This window comes from Enterobacter sp. BNK-13, assembly GCF_048685015.1.
GTDB classification, from domain to species: Bacteria; Pseudomonadota; Gammaproteobacteria; order Enterobacterales; family Enterobacteriaceae; genus Enterobacter; species Enterobacter quasiroggenkampii.
In genome coordinates this window covers 3,949,273-3,963,749 of the sequence record NZ_JBLQTP010000001.1, presented here as the reverse complement: position 1 = coordinate 3,963,749, position 14,477 = coordinate 3,949,273, and the positions used below count along the sequence as shown (strand labels likewise).

Genomic DNA, 14,477 nt, shown 5'->3' with positions numbered 1-14,477 from the left:
AAACCTAACGACAGGCTCCTGAAAAGGAGTGTTTTTTTCATGTCCAGGTCGCTTTTAACCAACGAAACCAGTGAACTTGATTTACTGGATCAACGTCCTTTCGATCAGACCGACTTCGATATTCTAAAATCCTATGAAGCGGTAGTGGACGGGTTAGCGATGCTCATTGGCTCCCACTGCGAAATCGTATTGCACTCCCTGCAAGATCTGAAGTGTTCTGCCATCCGCATTGCGAATGGTGAGCATACTGGCCGTAAAATTGGTTCGCCAATTACCGACCTTGCATTGCGTATGTTGCATGACATGACCGGCGCGGACAGCAGCGTCTCCAAATGCTATTTCACCCGCGCCAAAAGCGGCGTGCTGATGAAATCTGAAACCATCGCGATTCGAAACCGCGAGCATCGCGTGATTGGGCTGCTGTGCATCAACATGAACCTTGATGTGCCATTCTCGCAGATCATGAGCACCTTTGTTCCACCCGAAACGCCGGATGTTGGCTCTTCTGTTAACTTTGCCTCTTCCGTCGAAGATCTTGTGACGCAGACGCTGGAGTTCACCATTGAAGAGGTGAATGCCGATCGCAACGTCTCTAACAACGCCAAGAATCGTCAGATCGTGCTCAATCTCTATGAAAAAGGGATTTTTGATATTAAAGACGCCATCAACCAGGTGGCCGATCGTCTGAACATCTCCAAGCACACGGTCTATCTCTATATTCGCCAGTTCAAAAGCGGTGATTTCCTGGGACAAGACAAGTAATGCGTTTTGCGTTAATGGTGACAGGCCCGGCGTACGGGACTCAGCAGGCCAGCAGCGCGCTGCAGTTTGCGCATGCGCTGCTGGCAGCCGGACATGAGCTGGCGAGCGTCTTCTTCTATCGGGAAGGGGTGTATAACGCGAACCAGTTTACGTCACCGGCGAGCGATGAGTTTGACGTGGTGCGCGGCTGGCAGGCACTAAACGAAAAGCAGGGCGTAGAACTGCATATCTGCGTCGCGGCGGCACTGCGCCGCGGCGTGACCGATGCAACCGAAGCCGCGCGTCTTGGTTTATCGGGTTCTAACCTGCAGCCCGGTTTTTCGTTAAGTGGCCTGGGCGCGCTGGCACAGGCGGCGTTAACCTGCGACAGAGTGGTGCAATTCTGATGAAGCGCGTGGCATTTGTGTTTACGTCTGCACCACACGGTAGCGCTTCAGGCCGCGAAGGGCTGGATGCGTTACTTGCGACGTCCGCGCTGACTGAAGATATCGGCGTCTTCTTTTTGGGGGACGGGGTGTTTCAGCTTCTGGCGGGTCAGCAGCCACAGGCCATTCTGGCGCGGGATTACATCGCGACCTTCAAAGTGTTGCCGCTGTACGACATTGAAACCCTGTATGTCTGCGCCGATTCGCTGGCCGCTCGCGGTTTGGATGAGAAGACGCCTTTCGTGCTGGATGTGACCGTCGTGCCTTCTGCGGCATTGCGCGAACACCTTTCCCACTACGACACCGTTCTGACTTTCTGAGGCTGCCATGCTCCATACTCTGAGCCATTCACCATGGCAATGTGACATCGACGCGTTACTGAGTATGCTGCGCGACGGTGATGACCTGCTGCTGATTCAGGACGGCGTGCTTGCCGCACTTGAAGGCAGTCGTTTCGTTGAAATTCTCACGAATGCCCCCATAACAGTCTCTGCGCTGAAAGACGATCTGGATGCGCGGGGTCTTTCTGGTCAAATTTCAGCCAAAATTGACGTGGTTGGCTATACTGATTTCGTCAATCTTACTGTGACACACGCCAGTCAAATGAACTGGTGATTTGAGATCGCTGTATATTTCTTGACACCTTTTCGACGTAGCCCTAAAATTTCGCGTCCTCATATTGTATGAGGTCGTTTTATTACGTGTTTACGAAGCAAAAGCTAAAACCAGGAGCTATTTAATGGCAACAGTTAACCAGCTGGTACGCAAACCACGTGCACGCAAAGTTGCGAAAAGCAACGTGCCTGCGCTGGAAGCCTGCCCGCAGAAACGTGGCGTATGTACTCGTGTATATACCACCACTCCTAAAAAACCAAACTCCGCACTGCGTAAAGTATGCCGTGTGCGTTTGACTAACGGTTTCGAAGTGACTTCCTACATCGGTGGTGAAGGTCACAACCTGCAGGAGCACTCCGTGATCCTGATCCGTGGCGGTCGTGTTAAAGACCTTCCGGGTGTTCGTTACCACACCGTTCGTGGTGCGCTGGACTGCTCAGGTGTTAAAGACCGTAAGCAGGCTCGCTCCAAGTACGGCGTGAAGCGTCCTAAGGCTTAATGGTTCTCCGTTAAGTAAGGCCAAACTGATTTATCTTAATGTCACACTAAACTCTTTGAGTTTTGGACAATCCTGAATTAACAACGGAGTATTCCCATGCCACGTCGTCGCGTCATTGGTCAGCGTAAAATTCTTCCAGATCCGAAATTCGGATCAGAACTGCTGGCAAAATTTGTCAATATCCTGATGGTAGATGGTAAAAAATCTACTGCAGAAGCAATCGTATACAGCGCGCTTGAGACCCTGGCTCAGCGTTCTGGTAAAAATGAACTGGAAGCTTTCGAAGTCGCTCTCGACAACGTTCGCCCAACTGTAGAAGTTAAGTCCCGCCGCGTTGGTGGTTCTACTTATCAGGTTCCAGTTGAAGTTCGTCCGGTTCGTCGTAATGCCCTGGCAATGCGTTGGATCGTTGAAGCTGCTCGTAAACGCGGTGATAAATCCATGGCTCTGCGTCTGGCGAACGAACTTTCTGATGCTGCAGACAACAAAGGTACTGCAGTTAAGAAACGTGAAGACGTTCACCGTATGGCAGAAGCCAACAAGGCGTTCGCACACTACCGTTGGTAATCCCTTCGGAGTCTTAGTCACCAGGCGGGCGCTTCAGAGAAGCCGCCCGCTCTGGGTAACTTAACTGAACGCCTAAAGATATAAACGAGGAATCAAATGGCTCGTACAACACCCATCGCACGCTACCGTAACATCGGTATCAGTGCGCACATCGACGCCGGTAAAACCACTACTACCGAACGTATTCTGTTCTACACCGGTGTAAACCACAAAATCGGTGAAGTTCATGACGGCGCAGCCACCATGGACTGGATGGAACAGGAGCAGGAGCGTGGTATCACTATCACCTCCGCAGCGACTACTGCATTCTGGTCAGGTATGGCTAAGCAGTACGAACCGCATCGCGTAAACATCATCGACACCCCAGGGCACGTTGACTTCACCATCGAAGTAGAACGTTCCATGCGTGTTCTTGACGGCGCGGTAATGGTTTATTGCGCAGTTGGTGGTGTTCAGCCACAGTCTGAAACCGTATGGCGTCAGGCGAACAAATATAAAGTTCCACGCATCGCGTTCGTTAACAAAATGGACCGTATGGGTGCTAACTTCCTGAAAGTTGTTGGTCAGATCAAAACCCGTCTGGGCGCGAACCCTGTTCCGCTGCAGCTGGCAATTGGTGCTGAAGAAGGCTTCACCGGCGTAATCGACCTGGTGAAAATGAAAGCCATCAACTGGAACGATGCAGACCAGGGCGTTACCTTCGAATACGAAGATATCCCAGCTGCAATGCAGGACCTGGCTGACGAATGGCACCAGAACCTGATCGAATCCGCTGCTGAAGCTTCTGAAGAGCTGATGGAGAAATACCTGGGTGGTGAAGAACTGACTGAAGAAGAGATCAAAAAAGCTCTGCGTCAGCGCGTTCTGAACAACGAAATCATCCTGGTAACCTGTGGTTCTGCGTTCAAGAACAAAGGTGTTCAGGCGATGCTGGATGCGGTAGTTGACTACCTGCCATCCCCAGTTGACGTTCCTGCGATCAACGGCATCCTGGACGACGGTAAAGATACCCCGGCTGAGCGTCACGCAAGCGACGAAGAGCCATTCTCTGCACTGGCGTTCAAAATTGCTACCGACCCATTCGTGGGTAACCTGACCTTCTTCCGCGTTTACTCTGGTGTGGTTAACTCCGGTGACACCATCCTGAACTCCGTGAAAGCGGCGCGTGAGCGTTTTGGCCGTATCGTACAGATGCACGCTAACAAACGTGAAGAGATCAAAGAAGTTCGTGCGGGCGACATCGCTGCAGCTATCGGTCTGAAAGACGTGACCACTGGTGACACCCTGTGTGACCCGGATCACCCGATCATTCTGGAGCGTATGGAATTCCCAGAGCCGGTAATCTCCATCGCAGTTGAACCAAAAACCAAAGCTGACCAGGAAAAAATGGGTCTGGCTCTGGGCCGTCTGGCGAAAGAAGACCCATCATTCCGCGTATGGACTGATGAAGAATCTAACCAGACCATCATCGCTGGTATGGGTGAACTGCACCTGGACATCATCGTTGACCGTATGAAGCGTGAATTCAACGTTGAAGCGAACGTGGGTAAACCTCAGGTTGCTTACCGCGAAGCGATTCGCGCGAAAGTTACCGACATTGAAGGTAAACACGCTAAGCAGTCTGGTGGTCGCGGTCAGTACGGTCACGTTGTGATCGACATGTACCCACTGGAGCCGGGCTCTAACCCGAAAGGTTACGAGTTCATCAACGACATCAAAGGTGGTGTAATTCCTGGCGAATACATCCCAGCCGTTGATAAAGGCATCCAGGAACAGCTGAAAGCGGGCCCTCTGGCTGGCTATCCGGTTGTTGACATGGGTGTTCGTCTGCACTTCGGTTCTTACCACGACGTTGACTCCTCTGAACTGGCGTTTAAACTGGCTGCGTCTATTGCCTTTAAAGAAGGCTTTAAGAAAGCAAAACCAGTTCTGCTTGAGCCAATCATGAAGGTTGAAGTAGAAACTCCTGAAGAGAACACCGGTGACGTTATCGGTGACTTGAGCCGTCGTCGCGGTATGCTGCGTGGTCAGGAATCCGAAGTAACTGGCGTTAAGATCCACGCTGAAGTTCCGCTGTCTGAAATGTTCGGATATGCAACTCAGCTGCGTTCTCTGACCAAAGGTCGTGCATCATACACCATGGAATTCCTGAAGTATGATGATGCGCCTAACAACGTTGCTCAGGCCGTTATTGAAGCCCGTGGTAAGTAATCCACAGGATTAAAACCTAAGTCCCGTGCTCTCTCCACAGGGGAGAGCACTATAGTAAGGAATATAGCCGTGTCTAAAGAAAAATTTGAACGTACAAAACCGCACGTCAACGTTGGTACTATCGGCCACGTTGACCATGGTAAAACTACCCTGACTGCTGCAATCACTACCGTTCTGGCTAAAACCTACGGTGGTTCTGCTCGTGCATTCGACCAGATCGATAACGCACCAGAAGAAAAAGCTCGTGGTATCACCATCAACACCTCTCACGTTGAGTACGACACCCCGACTCGCCACTACGCACACGTAGACTGCCCAGGCCACGCCGACTATGTTAAAAACATGATCACCGGTGCTGCGCAGATGGACGGCGCGATCCTGGTTGTTGCTGCGACTGACGGCCCAATGCCTCAGACTCGTGAGCACATCCTGCTGGGTCGTCAGGTAGGCGTTCCTTTCATCATCGTGTTCCTGAACAAATGCGACATGGTTGATGACGAAGAGCTGCTGGAACTGGTAGAGATGGAAGTTCGTGAACTGCTGTCTCAGTACGATTTCCCAGGCGACGATACCCCAATCGTTCGTGGTTCTGCTCTGAAAGCGCTGGAAGGCGAAGCTGAGTGGGAAGCGAAAATCATCGAACTGGCTGGCTTCCTGGATTCTTACATCCCAGAACCAGAGCGTGCGATTGACAAGCCATTCCTGCTGCCAATCGAAGACGTATTCTCCATCTCCGGTCGTGGTACCGTTGTTACCGGTCGTGTAGAGCGCGGTATCATCAAAGTTGGTGAAGAAGTTGAAATCGTTGGTATCAAAGAGACTGCGAAGTCTACCTGTACTGGCGTTGAAATGTTCCGCAAACTGCTGGACGAAGGCCGTGCTGGTGAGAACGTTGGTGTTCTGCTGCGTGGTATCAAACGTGAAGAAATCGAACGTGGTCAGGTTCTGGCTAAGCCAGGCTCAATCAAGCCACACACCAAGTTCGAATCTGAAGTGTACATCCTGTCCAAAGACGAAGGCGGCCGTCATACTCCGTTCTTCAAAGGCTACCGTCCACAGTTCTACTTCCGTACTACTGACGTGACCGGTACCATCGAACTGCCAGAAGGCGTTGAGATGGTAATGCCAGGCGACAACATCAAGATGGTTGTGACTCTGATCCACCCAATCGCGATGGACGACGGTCTGCGTTTCGCAATCCGTGAAGGCGGCCGTACCGTTGGCGCGGGCGTTGTTGCTAAAGTTCTGGGCTAATTAATTATCCCCGAATAAAAAAAGGACGCTTCGGCGTCCTTTTTTGTTTTCTGCCGCTCAGGCGTTGTCACAAAATTTCGCATTTTTTGCCTGCTCCCGCCCCGCATTCTGGCGTTTGTGCTATTGTAATCATAACCATTCTCACTTACACTTTGCGCATAATTTGAACGGGAGTTTCTATGTACGTTTGTTTATGTAATGGTGTAAGCGACAAAAAAATACGTCAGGCCGTTCGCCAGTTTCAGCCCCAGTCATTCCAGCAGCTTCGCAAATTTGTTCCGGTGGGAAATCAATGCGGTAAATGTGTACGTGCTGCGCGAGAGATCATGCAGGACGAACTGATGCAGATCCCGGAATACAAAGAGATCGCGTAAGCGCCCATCTTTTTTTTGACATCCCTGTAGCCCGATCTACGCTTCAATGAGTGGAAGCGGAGGGACTATATAATGAAAGGTGATGTTAAAATCATAAGTTATCTCAATAAATTATTGGGAAATGAGCTTGTCGCAATCAACCAGTATTTTCTTCACGCGAGAATGTTCAAAAACTGGGGACTCAAACGTTTAAACGACGTTGAGTACCATGAATCTATAGATGAGATGAAACACGCTGATAAATATATCGAGCGTATTTTATTCCTTGAAGGCATTCCAAACCTGCAGGATCTCGGCAAGCTGGGTATCGGAGAAGATGTCGAAGAGATGCTGCGTTCCGACCTCAGGCTGGAACTTGAAGGCGCTAAAGATCTCCGTGAAGCCATTGCCTATGCTGACAGCGTACATGACTACGTCAGCCGCGATATGATGATCCAGATCCTGGCCGATGAAGAAGGGCATATTGACTGGCTGGAAACAGAGCTGGATCTCATTGCTAAAATTGGCCTGCAAAACTATCTTCAGTCACAGATTAAAGTGGAAGAATAAGCAACGTCTTCCAGCCTACGCATAAACCCGCTGCTGCCAGAAATGGCCCAAAAGGCAGCGGGTTTTTTATTGCCTTCTTATCAGGGCGAATGAACGAAAAGACAAGAATGCAAAGAAGCGCCATCAGCGCCGCGAGTAACGCCAGCATTGGCAGTACGCACCAGCCGTGCCATGCACCAAGCGCCGCCAGGTATTTCACATCGCCATATCCCATACCTTCACGCCGGCAGATAAACCAGTAGCCCCAGTAAATAACGGCAAAGCCAATATATCCAGCCATCGCACCCGCCACCGCGCTCGGCAGAAATTCAGGTTGGATACAGAGCTGGAAGAGCAGCCCAGCCCATAGCAGTGGGCAGAGAAATTTATCGGGAAGCAGACCGTAGCGAATATCGGCATGTACCAGTAAGGCAGTCAGTGAAAGATAGATCAGCAGAAAGGGGAGGGTGGTTAGCATGTAAAAGGCCTCAAACGGGTTTGAGCGCATAGTCGTTATAATCGGCCTGTCCGGCAATGCACAAAAAACGGAGATGCGTAGCGGCTCGAATCAAAGCATCGCCGCAGAATACATTGCATAAAACGTTGTGCGCTCTTACGCATCCTGCGCCTTTAGCGCTTAATTTCTAAACGGCACTTGCGTCTTGCCCAGATTTACGTATAATGCGCGGGCTTGTCGTAATTGACGGCGGGTTCAATCAGAACCAGAGTAGCTCATTTTGTTACTCAACAATGCTCCCAATTGGGGAGCTACGTAAGAACGGTTACACTCTCCCATCAATCGTAATGGGTTTGAGGAGTAATCATTTTCGTTTATAAAATAATTGGAGCTCTGGTCTCATGCAGAACCAAAGAATCCGTATCCGCCTTAAAGCGTTTGATCATCGTCTGATCGATCAATCAACCGCGGAAATCGTCGAGACTGCTAAGCGCACTGGTGCGCAAGTCCGTGGTCCGATCCCGCTGCCGACCCGCAAAGAGCGCTTCACCGTTCTGATCTCTCCGCACGTTAACAAAGACGCGCGCGATCAGTACGAAATCCGCACTCACAAGCGTCTGGTTGACATCGTTGAGCCAACTGAGAAAACCGTTGATGCTCTGATGCGTCTGGATCTGGCTGCCGGTGTAGACGTGCAGATCAGCCTGGGTTAATCAGGTCATCGAGCGATTGAGAGGTTGAAACAATGATTGGTTTAGTCGGTAAAAAAGTGGGTATGACCCGCATCTTCACTGAAGATGGCGTTTCTATCCCAGTAACCGTAATCGAAGTTGAAGCAAACCGCGTTACTCAGGTTAAAGATCTGGCTAACGATGGCTACCGCGCTATTCAGGTTACCACTGGTGCTAAAAAAGCTAACCGTGTAACCAAACCAGAAGCGGGTCACTTCGCTAAAGCTGGCGTAGAAGCTGGCCGTGGTCTGTGGGAATTCCGTCTTGCTGAAGGCGAAGAGTTCACCGTAGGTCAGGACATTAGCGTTGAGCTGTTTGCTGACGTTAAAAAAGTTGACGTAACCGGTACCTCTAAAGGTAAAGGTTTTGCTGGTACCGTTAAGCGCTGGAACTTCCGTACCCAGGACGCTACCCACGGTAACTCCTTGTCTCACCGCGTTCCGGGTTCTATCGGTCAGAACCAGACTCCGGGCAAAGTGTTCAAAGGCAAGAAAATGGCAGGTCAGCTGGGCAACGAACGTGTAACCGTTCAGAGCCTGGACGTAGTACGTGTTGACGCTGAGCGCAACCTGCTGCTGGTTAAAGGTGCGGTCCCGGGTGCAACCGGTAGCGACCTGATCGTTAAACCAGCTGTGAAGGCGTAAGGGGATAGCAATGGAATTAGTATTGAAAGACGCGCAGAGCGCGCTGACTGTTTCCGAAACTACCTTCGGTCGTGATTTCAACGAAGCGCTGGTTCACCAGGTTGTTGTTGCTTATGCAGCTGGTGCTCGTCAGGGTACTCGTGCTCAGAAGACTCGTGCTGAAGTAACTGGTTCTGGCAAAAAGCCATGGCGCCAGAAAGGTACCGGCCGTGCGCGTTCAGGTTCTATCAAGAGCCCGATCTGGCGTTCAGGTGGCGTGACCTTCGCTGCGCGTCCACAGGACCACAGTCAAAAAGTTAACAAAAAGATGTACCGCGGCGCGCTGAAAAGCATCCTGTCCGAACTGGTACGTCAGGATCGTCTGATCGTTGTCGAGAAGTTCTCTGTTGAAGCGCCTAAAACTAAGCTGCTGGCACAGAAACTGAAAGACATGGCTCTGGAAGATGTGCTGATCATCACCGGTGAGCTGGACGAGAACCTGTTCCTGGCCGCACGTAACCTGCACAAGGTTGACGTACGCGATGCGACTGGTATCGACCCGGTTAGCCTGATCGCCTTCGACAAAGTCGTAATGACTGCTGATGCTGTTAAGCAAGTTGAGGAGATGCTGGCATGATTCGTGAAGAACGTCTGCTGAAGGTGCTTCGCGCACCGCACGTTTCTGAAAAAGCGTCTACTGCGATGGAAAAAACAAACACCATCGTTCTCAAAGTTGCTAAAGACGCGACCAAAGCAGAGATCAAAGCTGCTGTGCAGAAACTGTTTGAAGTCGAAGTCGAAGTCGTTAACACCCTGGTAGTTAAAGGGAAAGTTAAACGTCACGGACAGCGTATCGGTCGTCGTAGCGACTGGAAAAAAGCTTACGTCACCCTGAAAGAAGGCCAGAATCTGGACTTCGTTGGCGGCGCTGAGTAAGTCGGAGGAGTAATACAATGGCAGTTGTTAAATGTAAACCGACATCTCCGGGTCGTCGCCACGTAGTTAAAGTGGTTAACCCTGAGCTGCACAAGGGCAAACCTTTTGCTCCGTTGCTGGAAAAAAACAGCAAATCCGGTGGTCGTAACAACAATGGCCGTATCACCACTCGTCACATCGGTGGTGGCCACAAGCAGGCTTATCGTATTGTTGACTTCAAACGCAACAAAGACGGTATCCCAGCAGTTGTTGAACGTCTTGAGTACGATCCGAACCGTTCCGCGAACATCGCGCTGGTTCTGTACAAAGATGGCGAACGCCGTTACATCTTGGCCCCTAAAGGCCTGAAAGCTGGCGACCAGATTCAGTCTGGCGTTGATGCTGCAATCAAAGCAGGCAACACCCTGCCGATGCGCAATATCCCGGTTGGTTCTACCGTTCATAACGTAGAAATGAAACCAGGTAAAGGCGGTCAGCTGGCGCGTTCCGCGGGTACTTACGTTCAGATCGTTGCGCGTGATGGTGCTTATGTCACCCTGCGTCTGCGTTCTGGTGAAATGCGTAAAGTCGAAGCAGACTGCCGCGCTACTCTGGGCGAAGTTGGCAATGCTGAGCATATGCTGCGCGTTCTGGGTAAAGCAGGTGCTGCACGCTGGCGTGGTGTTCGTCCTACCGTTCGCGGTACTGCGATGAACCCAGTCGACCACCCACATGGTGGTGGTGAAGGTCGTAACTTTGGTAAGCACCCGGTATCTCCGTGGGGCGTTCAGACCAAAGGTAAGAAGACCCGCAGCAACAAGCGTACTGATAAATTTATCGTACGTCGCCGTAGCAAATAATTTTAGAGGATAAGCCATGCCACGTTCTCTCAAGAAAGGTCCTTTTATTGACCTGCACTTGCTGAAGAAGGTAGAGAAAGCGGTGGAAAGCGGAGACAAGAAGCCCCTGCGCACTTGGTCCCGTCGTTCAACGATCTTTCCTAACATGATCGGTTTGACCATCGCTGTCCATAATGGTCGTCAGCACGTTCCAGTCTTTGTTACCGACGAAATGGTTGGTCACAAACTGGGTGAATTCGCACCGACTCGTACTTATCGCGGCCACGCTGCTGATAAAAAAGCGAAGAAGAAATAAGGTAGGAGGAAGAGATGGAAACTTTAGCTCAACATCGCCATGCTCGTTCTTCTGCACAGAAGGTTCGCCTTGTTGCTGACCTGATTCGCGGTAAGAAAGTGTCGCAGGCCCTGGACATCCTGACCTATACCAACAAGAAAGCTGCGGTATTGGTCAAGAAAGTACTGGAATCTGCCATTGCTAACGCTGAACACAACGATGGCGCTGACATCGACGATCTGAAAGTCGCGAAAATTTTCGTAGATGAAGGCCCAAGCATGAAGCGCATTATGCCGCGTGCGAAAGGTCGTGCAGATCGCATCCTGAAGCGCACCAGCCACATTACTGTGGTTGTGTCCGATCGCTGAGACTCTGGAGACTAGCAATGGGTCAGAAAGTACATCCTAATGGTATTCGCCTGGGTATTGTAAAACCATGGAACTCTACCTGGTTTGCGAACACCAAAGAATTCGCTGACAACCTGGACAGCGATTTTAAAGTACGTCAGTACCTGACTAAGGAACTGGCTAAAGCGTCTGTATCTCGTATCGTTATCGAGCGTCCAGCGAAGAGCATCCGTGTGACTATTCACACTGCTCGTCCTGGCATCGTTATCGGTAAGAAAGGCGAAGACGTAGAAAAACTGCGCAAGGTCGTAGCGGATATCGCTGGCGTTCCTGCACAGATCAATATCGCTGAAGTTCGTAAGCCTGAACTGGACGCTAAATTGGTTGCTGACAGCATCACTTCTCAGCTGGAACGTCGTGTTATGTTCCGTCGTGCTATGAAGCGTGCTGTACAGAACGCAATGCGTCTGGGCGCTAAAGGTATCAAAGTTGAAGTTAGCGGCCGTCTGGGCGGCGCGGAAATCGCACGTACCGAATGGTACCGTGAAGGTCGCGTACCGCTGCACACTCTGCGTGCTGACATCGACTACAACACCTCTGAAGCGCACACCACTTACGGTGTAATCGGCGTTAAGGTATGGATCTTCAAAGGTGAGATCCTGGGTGGTATGGCTGCTGTTGAACAACCGGAAAAACCGGCTGCTCAACCTAAAAAGCAGCAGCGTAAAGGCCGTAAATAAGGAGCGTCGCTGATGTTACAACCAAAGCGTACAAAATTCCGTAAAGTGCACAAAGGCCGCAACCGTGGTCTGGCGCAGGGTACGGATGTTAGCTTCGGCACTTTCGGTCTGAAAGCTGTTGGCCGTGGTCGTCTGACTGCACGTCAGATCGAAGCAGCACGTCGTGCAATGACCCGTGCAGTTAAGCGTCAAGGTAAGATCTGGATCCGTGTATTCCCGGACAAACCGATCACCGAGAAGCCGCTGGAAGTTCGTATGGGTAAAGGTAAAGGTAACGTGGAGTACTGGGTTGCCTTGATCCAACCGGGCAAAGTCCTTTATGAAATGGACGGTGTTCCGGAAGAGCTGGCCCGTGAAGCCTTCGGCCTGGCAGCAGCGAAACTGCCTATCAAAACCACCTTTGTAACTAAGACGGTGATGTAATGAAAGCAAAAGAGCTGCGTGAAAAAAGCGTTGAAGAGCTGAACGCTGAGCTGCTGAACCTGCTGCGTGAGCAGTTCAACCTGCGTATGCAGGCTGCAAGTGGCCAGCTGCAACAGACTCACCTGCTGAAGCAAGTGCGTCGCAATGTTGCACGCGTTAAGACTTTACTGACTCAGAAGGCGGGTGCGTAATGACCGATAAAATCCGTACTCTGCAAGGTCGTGTTGTTAGCGACAAAATGGAGAAATCCATTGTTGTAGCTATCGAACGTATTGTGAAACACCCGATCTACGGTAAATTCATCAAGCGTACGACCAAACTGCACGTACATGACGAGAACAACGAATGTGGTATCGGCGACAAGGTTGAAATCCGTGAATGCCGTCCACTGTCCAAGACTAAGTCCTGGACGCTGGTTCGCGTTGTAGAGAAAGCGGTTCTGTAATACAGTACGCCTTCTCAATACGAATAAACGGCTCAGCGATGAGCCGTTTATTTTTTCTACCCATATTGCAGAAGCGGTGTTATAATGCCGCGCCCTCGATATGGGGCTTTTTAACGGCTCTGATTTTAGAGTCTCAGGTAGTAGTTGACATTAGCGGAGCACTAAAATGATCCAAGAACAGACTATGCTGAACGTCGCCGACAACTCCGGTGCACGTCGCGTAATGTGTATCAAGGTTCTGGGTGGCTCGCACCGTCGCTACGCAGGCGTAGGCGACATCATCAAGATCACCATCAAGGAAGCAATTCCACGTGGTAAGGTCAAAAAAGGTGATGTGCTGAAGGCGGTAGTGGTGCGCACCAAGAAGGGTGTTCGTCGCCCTGACGGTTCTGTCATTCGCTTCGATGGTAATGCATGCGTTATTTTAAACAATAACAGCGAGCAGCCTATCGGCACGCGTATCTTTGGGCCGGTAACTCGTGAACTTCGTACTGAGAAGTTCATGAAAATTATCTCTCTGGCACCAGAAGTACTCTAAGGAGCGAATCATGGCAGCGAAAATCCGTCGTGATGACGAAGTTATCGTGTTAACCGGTAAAGATAAAGGTAAACGCGGTAAAGTAAAAAATGTTCTGTCTTCCGGCAAACTTGTCGTTGAAGGTATCAACCTGGTTAAGAAACATCAGAAGCCGGTTCCGGCCCTGAACCAACCAGGTGGCATCGTTGAAAAAGAAGCTGCTATTCAGGTTTCTAACGTTGCAATCTTCAATGCGGCTACCGGCAAGGCTGACCGTGTAGGCTTTAGATTCGAAGACGGCAAAAAAGTCCGTTTCTTCAAGTCTAACAGCGAAACTATCAAGTAATTTGGAGTAGTACGATGGCGAAACTGCATGATTACTACAAAGACGAAGTAGTTAAGAAACTCATGACCGAGTTTAACTACAATTCTGTCATGCAAGTCCCTCGGGTCGAGAAGATCACCCTGAACATGGGTGTTGGTGAAGCGATCGCTGACAAGAAACTGCTGGATAACGCAGCAGCTGACCTGACAGCAATCTCCGGTCAAAAACCGCTGATCACCAAAGCACGCAAATCTGTTGCAGGCTTCAAAATCCGTCAGGGCTATCCGATCGGCTGTAAAGTAACTCTGCGTGGCGAACGCATGTGGGAGTTCTTTGAGCGCCTGATCACTATTGCTGTTCCACGTATCCGTGACTTCCGTGGCTTGTCCGCTAAGTCTTTCGACGGTCGTGGTAACTACAGCATGGGTGTCCGTGAGCAGATCATCTTCCCAGAAATCGACTACGATAAAGTCGACCGCGTGCGTGGTTTGGATATTACCATTACCACTACTGCGAAATCTGACGAAGAAGGCCGTGCTCTGCTGGCTGCCTTTGACTTCCCGTTCCGCAAGTAAGGTAGGGTTA

25 protein-coding genes are annotated in these 14,477 nt (G+C 50.7%); 24 read left to right on the top strand and 1 reads right to left on the bottom strand.

What is annotated here, in order from left to right; genetic code table 11:
* The first annotated feature begins 39 nt into the window (after positions 1-39).
* From ACMGGQ_RS19210 to bfr, 10 genes are all read left to right on the top strand, one after another.
* Positions 40-762 (top strand): helix-turn-helix transcriptional regulator, encoded by a 723-nt coding sequence (locus ACMGGQ_RS19210; protein WP_045330517.1) that lies wholly within the window; start codon positions 40-42, stop codon positions 760-762.
* On the top strand, positions 762-1,148 hold the full coding sequence (gene tusD / locus ACMGGQ_RS19205) for a sulfurtransferase complex subunit TusD (protein ID WP_023294706.1): 387 nt from the start codon (positions 762-764) through the stop codon (positions 1,146-1,148). Before ACMGGQ_RS19210 ends, tusD begins: the two co-directional genes overlap by 1 nt.
* Entirely contained in the window at positions 1,148-1,507 is a 360-nt protein-coding gene (gene tusC, locus ACMGGQ_RS19200) for a sulfurtransferase complex subunit TusC (RefSeq protein ID WP_420290404.1), read from the top strand. Before tusD ends, tusC begins: the two co-directional genes overlap by 1 nt.
* A gap of 7 nt (positions 1,508-1,514) precedes the next feature.
* Positions 1,515-1,802: a sulfurtransferase complex subunit TusB gene (gene tusB / locus ACMGGQ_RS19195; RefSeq protein ID WP_045909310.1), complete on the top strand. Its 288-nt coding sequence runs from the start codon at positions 1,515-1,517 to the stop codon at positions 1,800-1,802.
* Positions 1,803-1,926: 124 nt separating this feature from the next.
* A complete protein-coding gene (gene rpsL / locus ACMGGQ_RS19190; protein WP_000246815.1) occupies positions 1,927-2,301 on the top strand; it encodes a 30S ribosomal protein S12 in 375 nt (124 codons plus the stop codon).
* A 96-nt stretch (positions 2,302-2,397) separates the two neighbouring features.
* The gene (rpsG, locus tag ACMGGQ_RS19185; RefSeq protein WP_004106370.1) at positions 2,398-2,868 is read left to right on the top strand and encodes a 30S ribosomal protein S7; all 471 of its coding nucleotides are present in this window, start codon (positions 2,398-2,400) and stop codon (positions 2,866-2,868) included.
* Between the two features lie 96 nt (positions 2,869-2,964).
* A complete protein-coding gene (fusA, locus tag ACMGGQ_RS19180; protein ID WP_008503004.1) occupies positions 2,965-5,079 on the top strand; it encodes an elongation factor G in 2,115 nt (704 codons plus the stop codon).
* Between the two features lie 69 nt (positions 5,080-5,148).
* A complete protein-coding gene (gene tuf, locus ACMGGQ_RS19175; RefSeq protein WP_014068448.1) occupies positions 5,149-6,333 on the top strand; it encodes an elongation factor Tu in 1,185 nt (394 codons plus the stop codon).
* 179 nt (positions 6,334-6,512) lie between these two features.
* Positions 6,513-6,707: a bacterioferritin-associated ferredoxin gene (gene bfd, locus ACMGGQ_RS19170; RefSeq protein WP_008503493.1), complete on the top strand. Its 195-nt coding sequence runs from the start codon at positions 6,513-6,515 to the stop codon at positions 6,705-6,707.
* Positions 6,708-6,779: 72 nt separating this feature from the next.
* Positions 6,780-7,256, top strand: a complete 477-nt coding sequence (gene bfr, locus ACMGGQ_RS19165; protein WP_008503492.1) for a bacterioferritin — start codon at positions 6,780-6,782, stop codon at positions 7,254-7,256.
* On the opposite strand, the gene ACMGGQ_RS19160 is transcribed toward bfr, so the two are convergent.
* Complete coding sequence (locus ACMGGQ_RS19160) at positions 7,240-7,713, bottom strand: prepilin peptidase (protein WP_252074226.1); 474 nt, start codon at positions 7,711-7,713, stop codon at positions 7,240-7,242. The genes bfr and ACMGGQ_RS19160 overlap by 17 nt on opposite strands.
* A 380-nt stretch (positions 7,714-8,093) precedes the next feature.
* On the opposite strand from ACMGGQ_RS19160, the gene rpsJ reads away from it, so the two are divergent.
* The 14 genes from rpsJ to rplE all read left to right on the top strand — a co-directional run bounded on the left by rpsJ (position 8,094) and on the right by rplE (position 14,467).
* Positions 8,094-8,405: a 30S ribosomal protein S10 gene (gene rpsJ / locus ACMGGQ_RS19155; RefSeq protein ID WP_001181005.1), complete on the top strand. Its 312-nt coding sequence runs from the start codon at positions 8,094-8,096 to the stop codon at positions 8,403-8,405.
* 32 nt (positions 8,406-8,437) lie between these two features.
* Complete coding sequence (rplC, locus tag ACMGGQ_RS19150) at positions 8,438-9,067, top strand: 50S ribosomal protein L3 (protein WP_003863274.1); 630 nt, start codon at positions 8,438-8,440, stop codon at positions 9,065-9,067.
* A gap of 10 nt (positions 9,068-9,077) precedes the next feature.
* Complete coding sequence (gene rplD / locus ACMGGQ_RS19145; protein ID WP_000424395.1) at positions 9,078-9,683, top strand: 50S ribosomal protein L4; 606 nt, start codon at positions 9,078-9,080, stop codon at positions 9,681-9,683.
* A complete protein-coding gene (gene rplW, locus ACMGGQ_RS19140; protein WP_000617546.1) occupies positions 9,680-9,982 on the top strand; it encodes a 50S ribosomal protein L23 in 303 nt (100 codons plus the stop codon). The genes rplD and rplW overlap by 4 nt, the downstream gene beginning before the upstream one ends.
* A 17-nt stretch (positions 9,983-9,999) precedes the next feature.
* Positions 10,000-10,821, top strand: a complete 822-nt coding sequence (rplB, locus tag ACMGGQ_RS19135) for a 50S ribosomal protein L2 (RefSeq protein WP_008457150.1) — start codon at positions 10,000-10,002, stop codon at positions 10,819-10,821.
* A gap of 16 nt (positions 10,822-10,837) precedes the next feature.
* Positions 10,838-11,116 (top strand): 30S ribosomal protein S19, encoded by a 279-nt coding sequence (rpsS, locus tag ACMGGQ_RS19130; protein ID WP_001138117.1) that lies wholly within the window; start codon positions 10,838-10,840, stop codon positions 11,114-11,116.
* Positions 11,117-11,130: 14 nt separating this feature from the next.
* Positions 11,131-11,463 (top strand): 50S ribosomal protein L22, encoded by a 333-nt coding sequence (gene rplV / locus ACMGGQ_RS19125; protein WP_002919773.1) that lies wholly within the window; start codon positions 11,131-11,133, stop codon positions 11,461-11,463.
* A gap of 17 nt (positions 11,464-11,480) precedes the next feature.
* Complete coding sequence (gene rpsC / locus ACMGGQ_RS19120; RefSeq protein WP_000529945.1) at positions 11,481-12,182, top strand: 30S ribosomal protein S3; 702 nt, start codon at positions 11,481-11,483, stop codon at positions 12,180-12,182.
* Positions 12,183-12,194: 12 nt separating this feature from the next.
* Positions 12,195-12,605 (top strand): 50S ribosomal protein L16, encoded by a 411-nt coding sequence (gene rplP, locus ACMGGQ_RS19115; protein ID WP_002919759.1) that lies wholly within the window; start codon positions 12,195-12,197, stop codon positions 12,603-12,605.
* Positions 12,605-12,796, top strand: a complete 192-nt coding sequence (gene rpmC, locus ACMGGQ_RS19110; RefSeq protein WP_003863282.1) for a 50S ribosomal protein L29 — start codon at positions 12,605-12,607, stop codon at positions 12,794-12,796. The genes rplP and rpmC overlap by 1 nt, the downstream gene beginning before the upstream one ends.
* Entirely contained in the window at positions 12,796-13,050 is a 255-nt protein-coding gene (gene rpsQ / locus ACMGGQ_RS19105; RefSeq protein WP_008503489.1) for a 30S ribosomal protein S17, read from the top strand. The genes rpmC and rpsQ overlap by 1 nt, the downstream gene beginning before the upstream one ends.
* 166 nt (positions 13,051-13,216) lie before the next feature.
* Entirely contained in the window at positions 13,217-13,588 is a 372-nt protein-coding gene (gene rplN / locus ACMGGQ_RS19100) for a 50S ribosomal protein L14 (RefSeq protein WP_002919748.1), read from the top strand.
* Between the two features lie 10 nt (positions 13,589-13,598).
* A complete protein-coding gene (gene rplX / locus ACMGGQ_RS19095; RefSeq protein ID WP_003863287.1) occupies positions 13,599-13,913 on the top strand; it encodes a 50S ribosomal protein L24 in 315 nt (104 codons plus the stop codon).
* A gap of 14 nt (positions 13,914-13,927) precedes the next feature.
* The gene (rplE, locus tag ACMGGQ_RS19090) at positions 13,928-14,467 is read left to right on the top strand and encodes a 50S ribosomal protein L5 (RefSeq protein ID WP_001096202.1); all 540 of its coding nucleotides are present in this window, start codon (positions 13,928-13,930) and stop codon (positions 14,465-14,467) included.
* Positions 14,468-14,477: the final 10 nt, after the last annotated feature.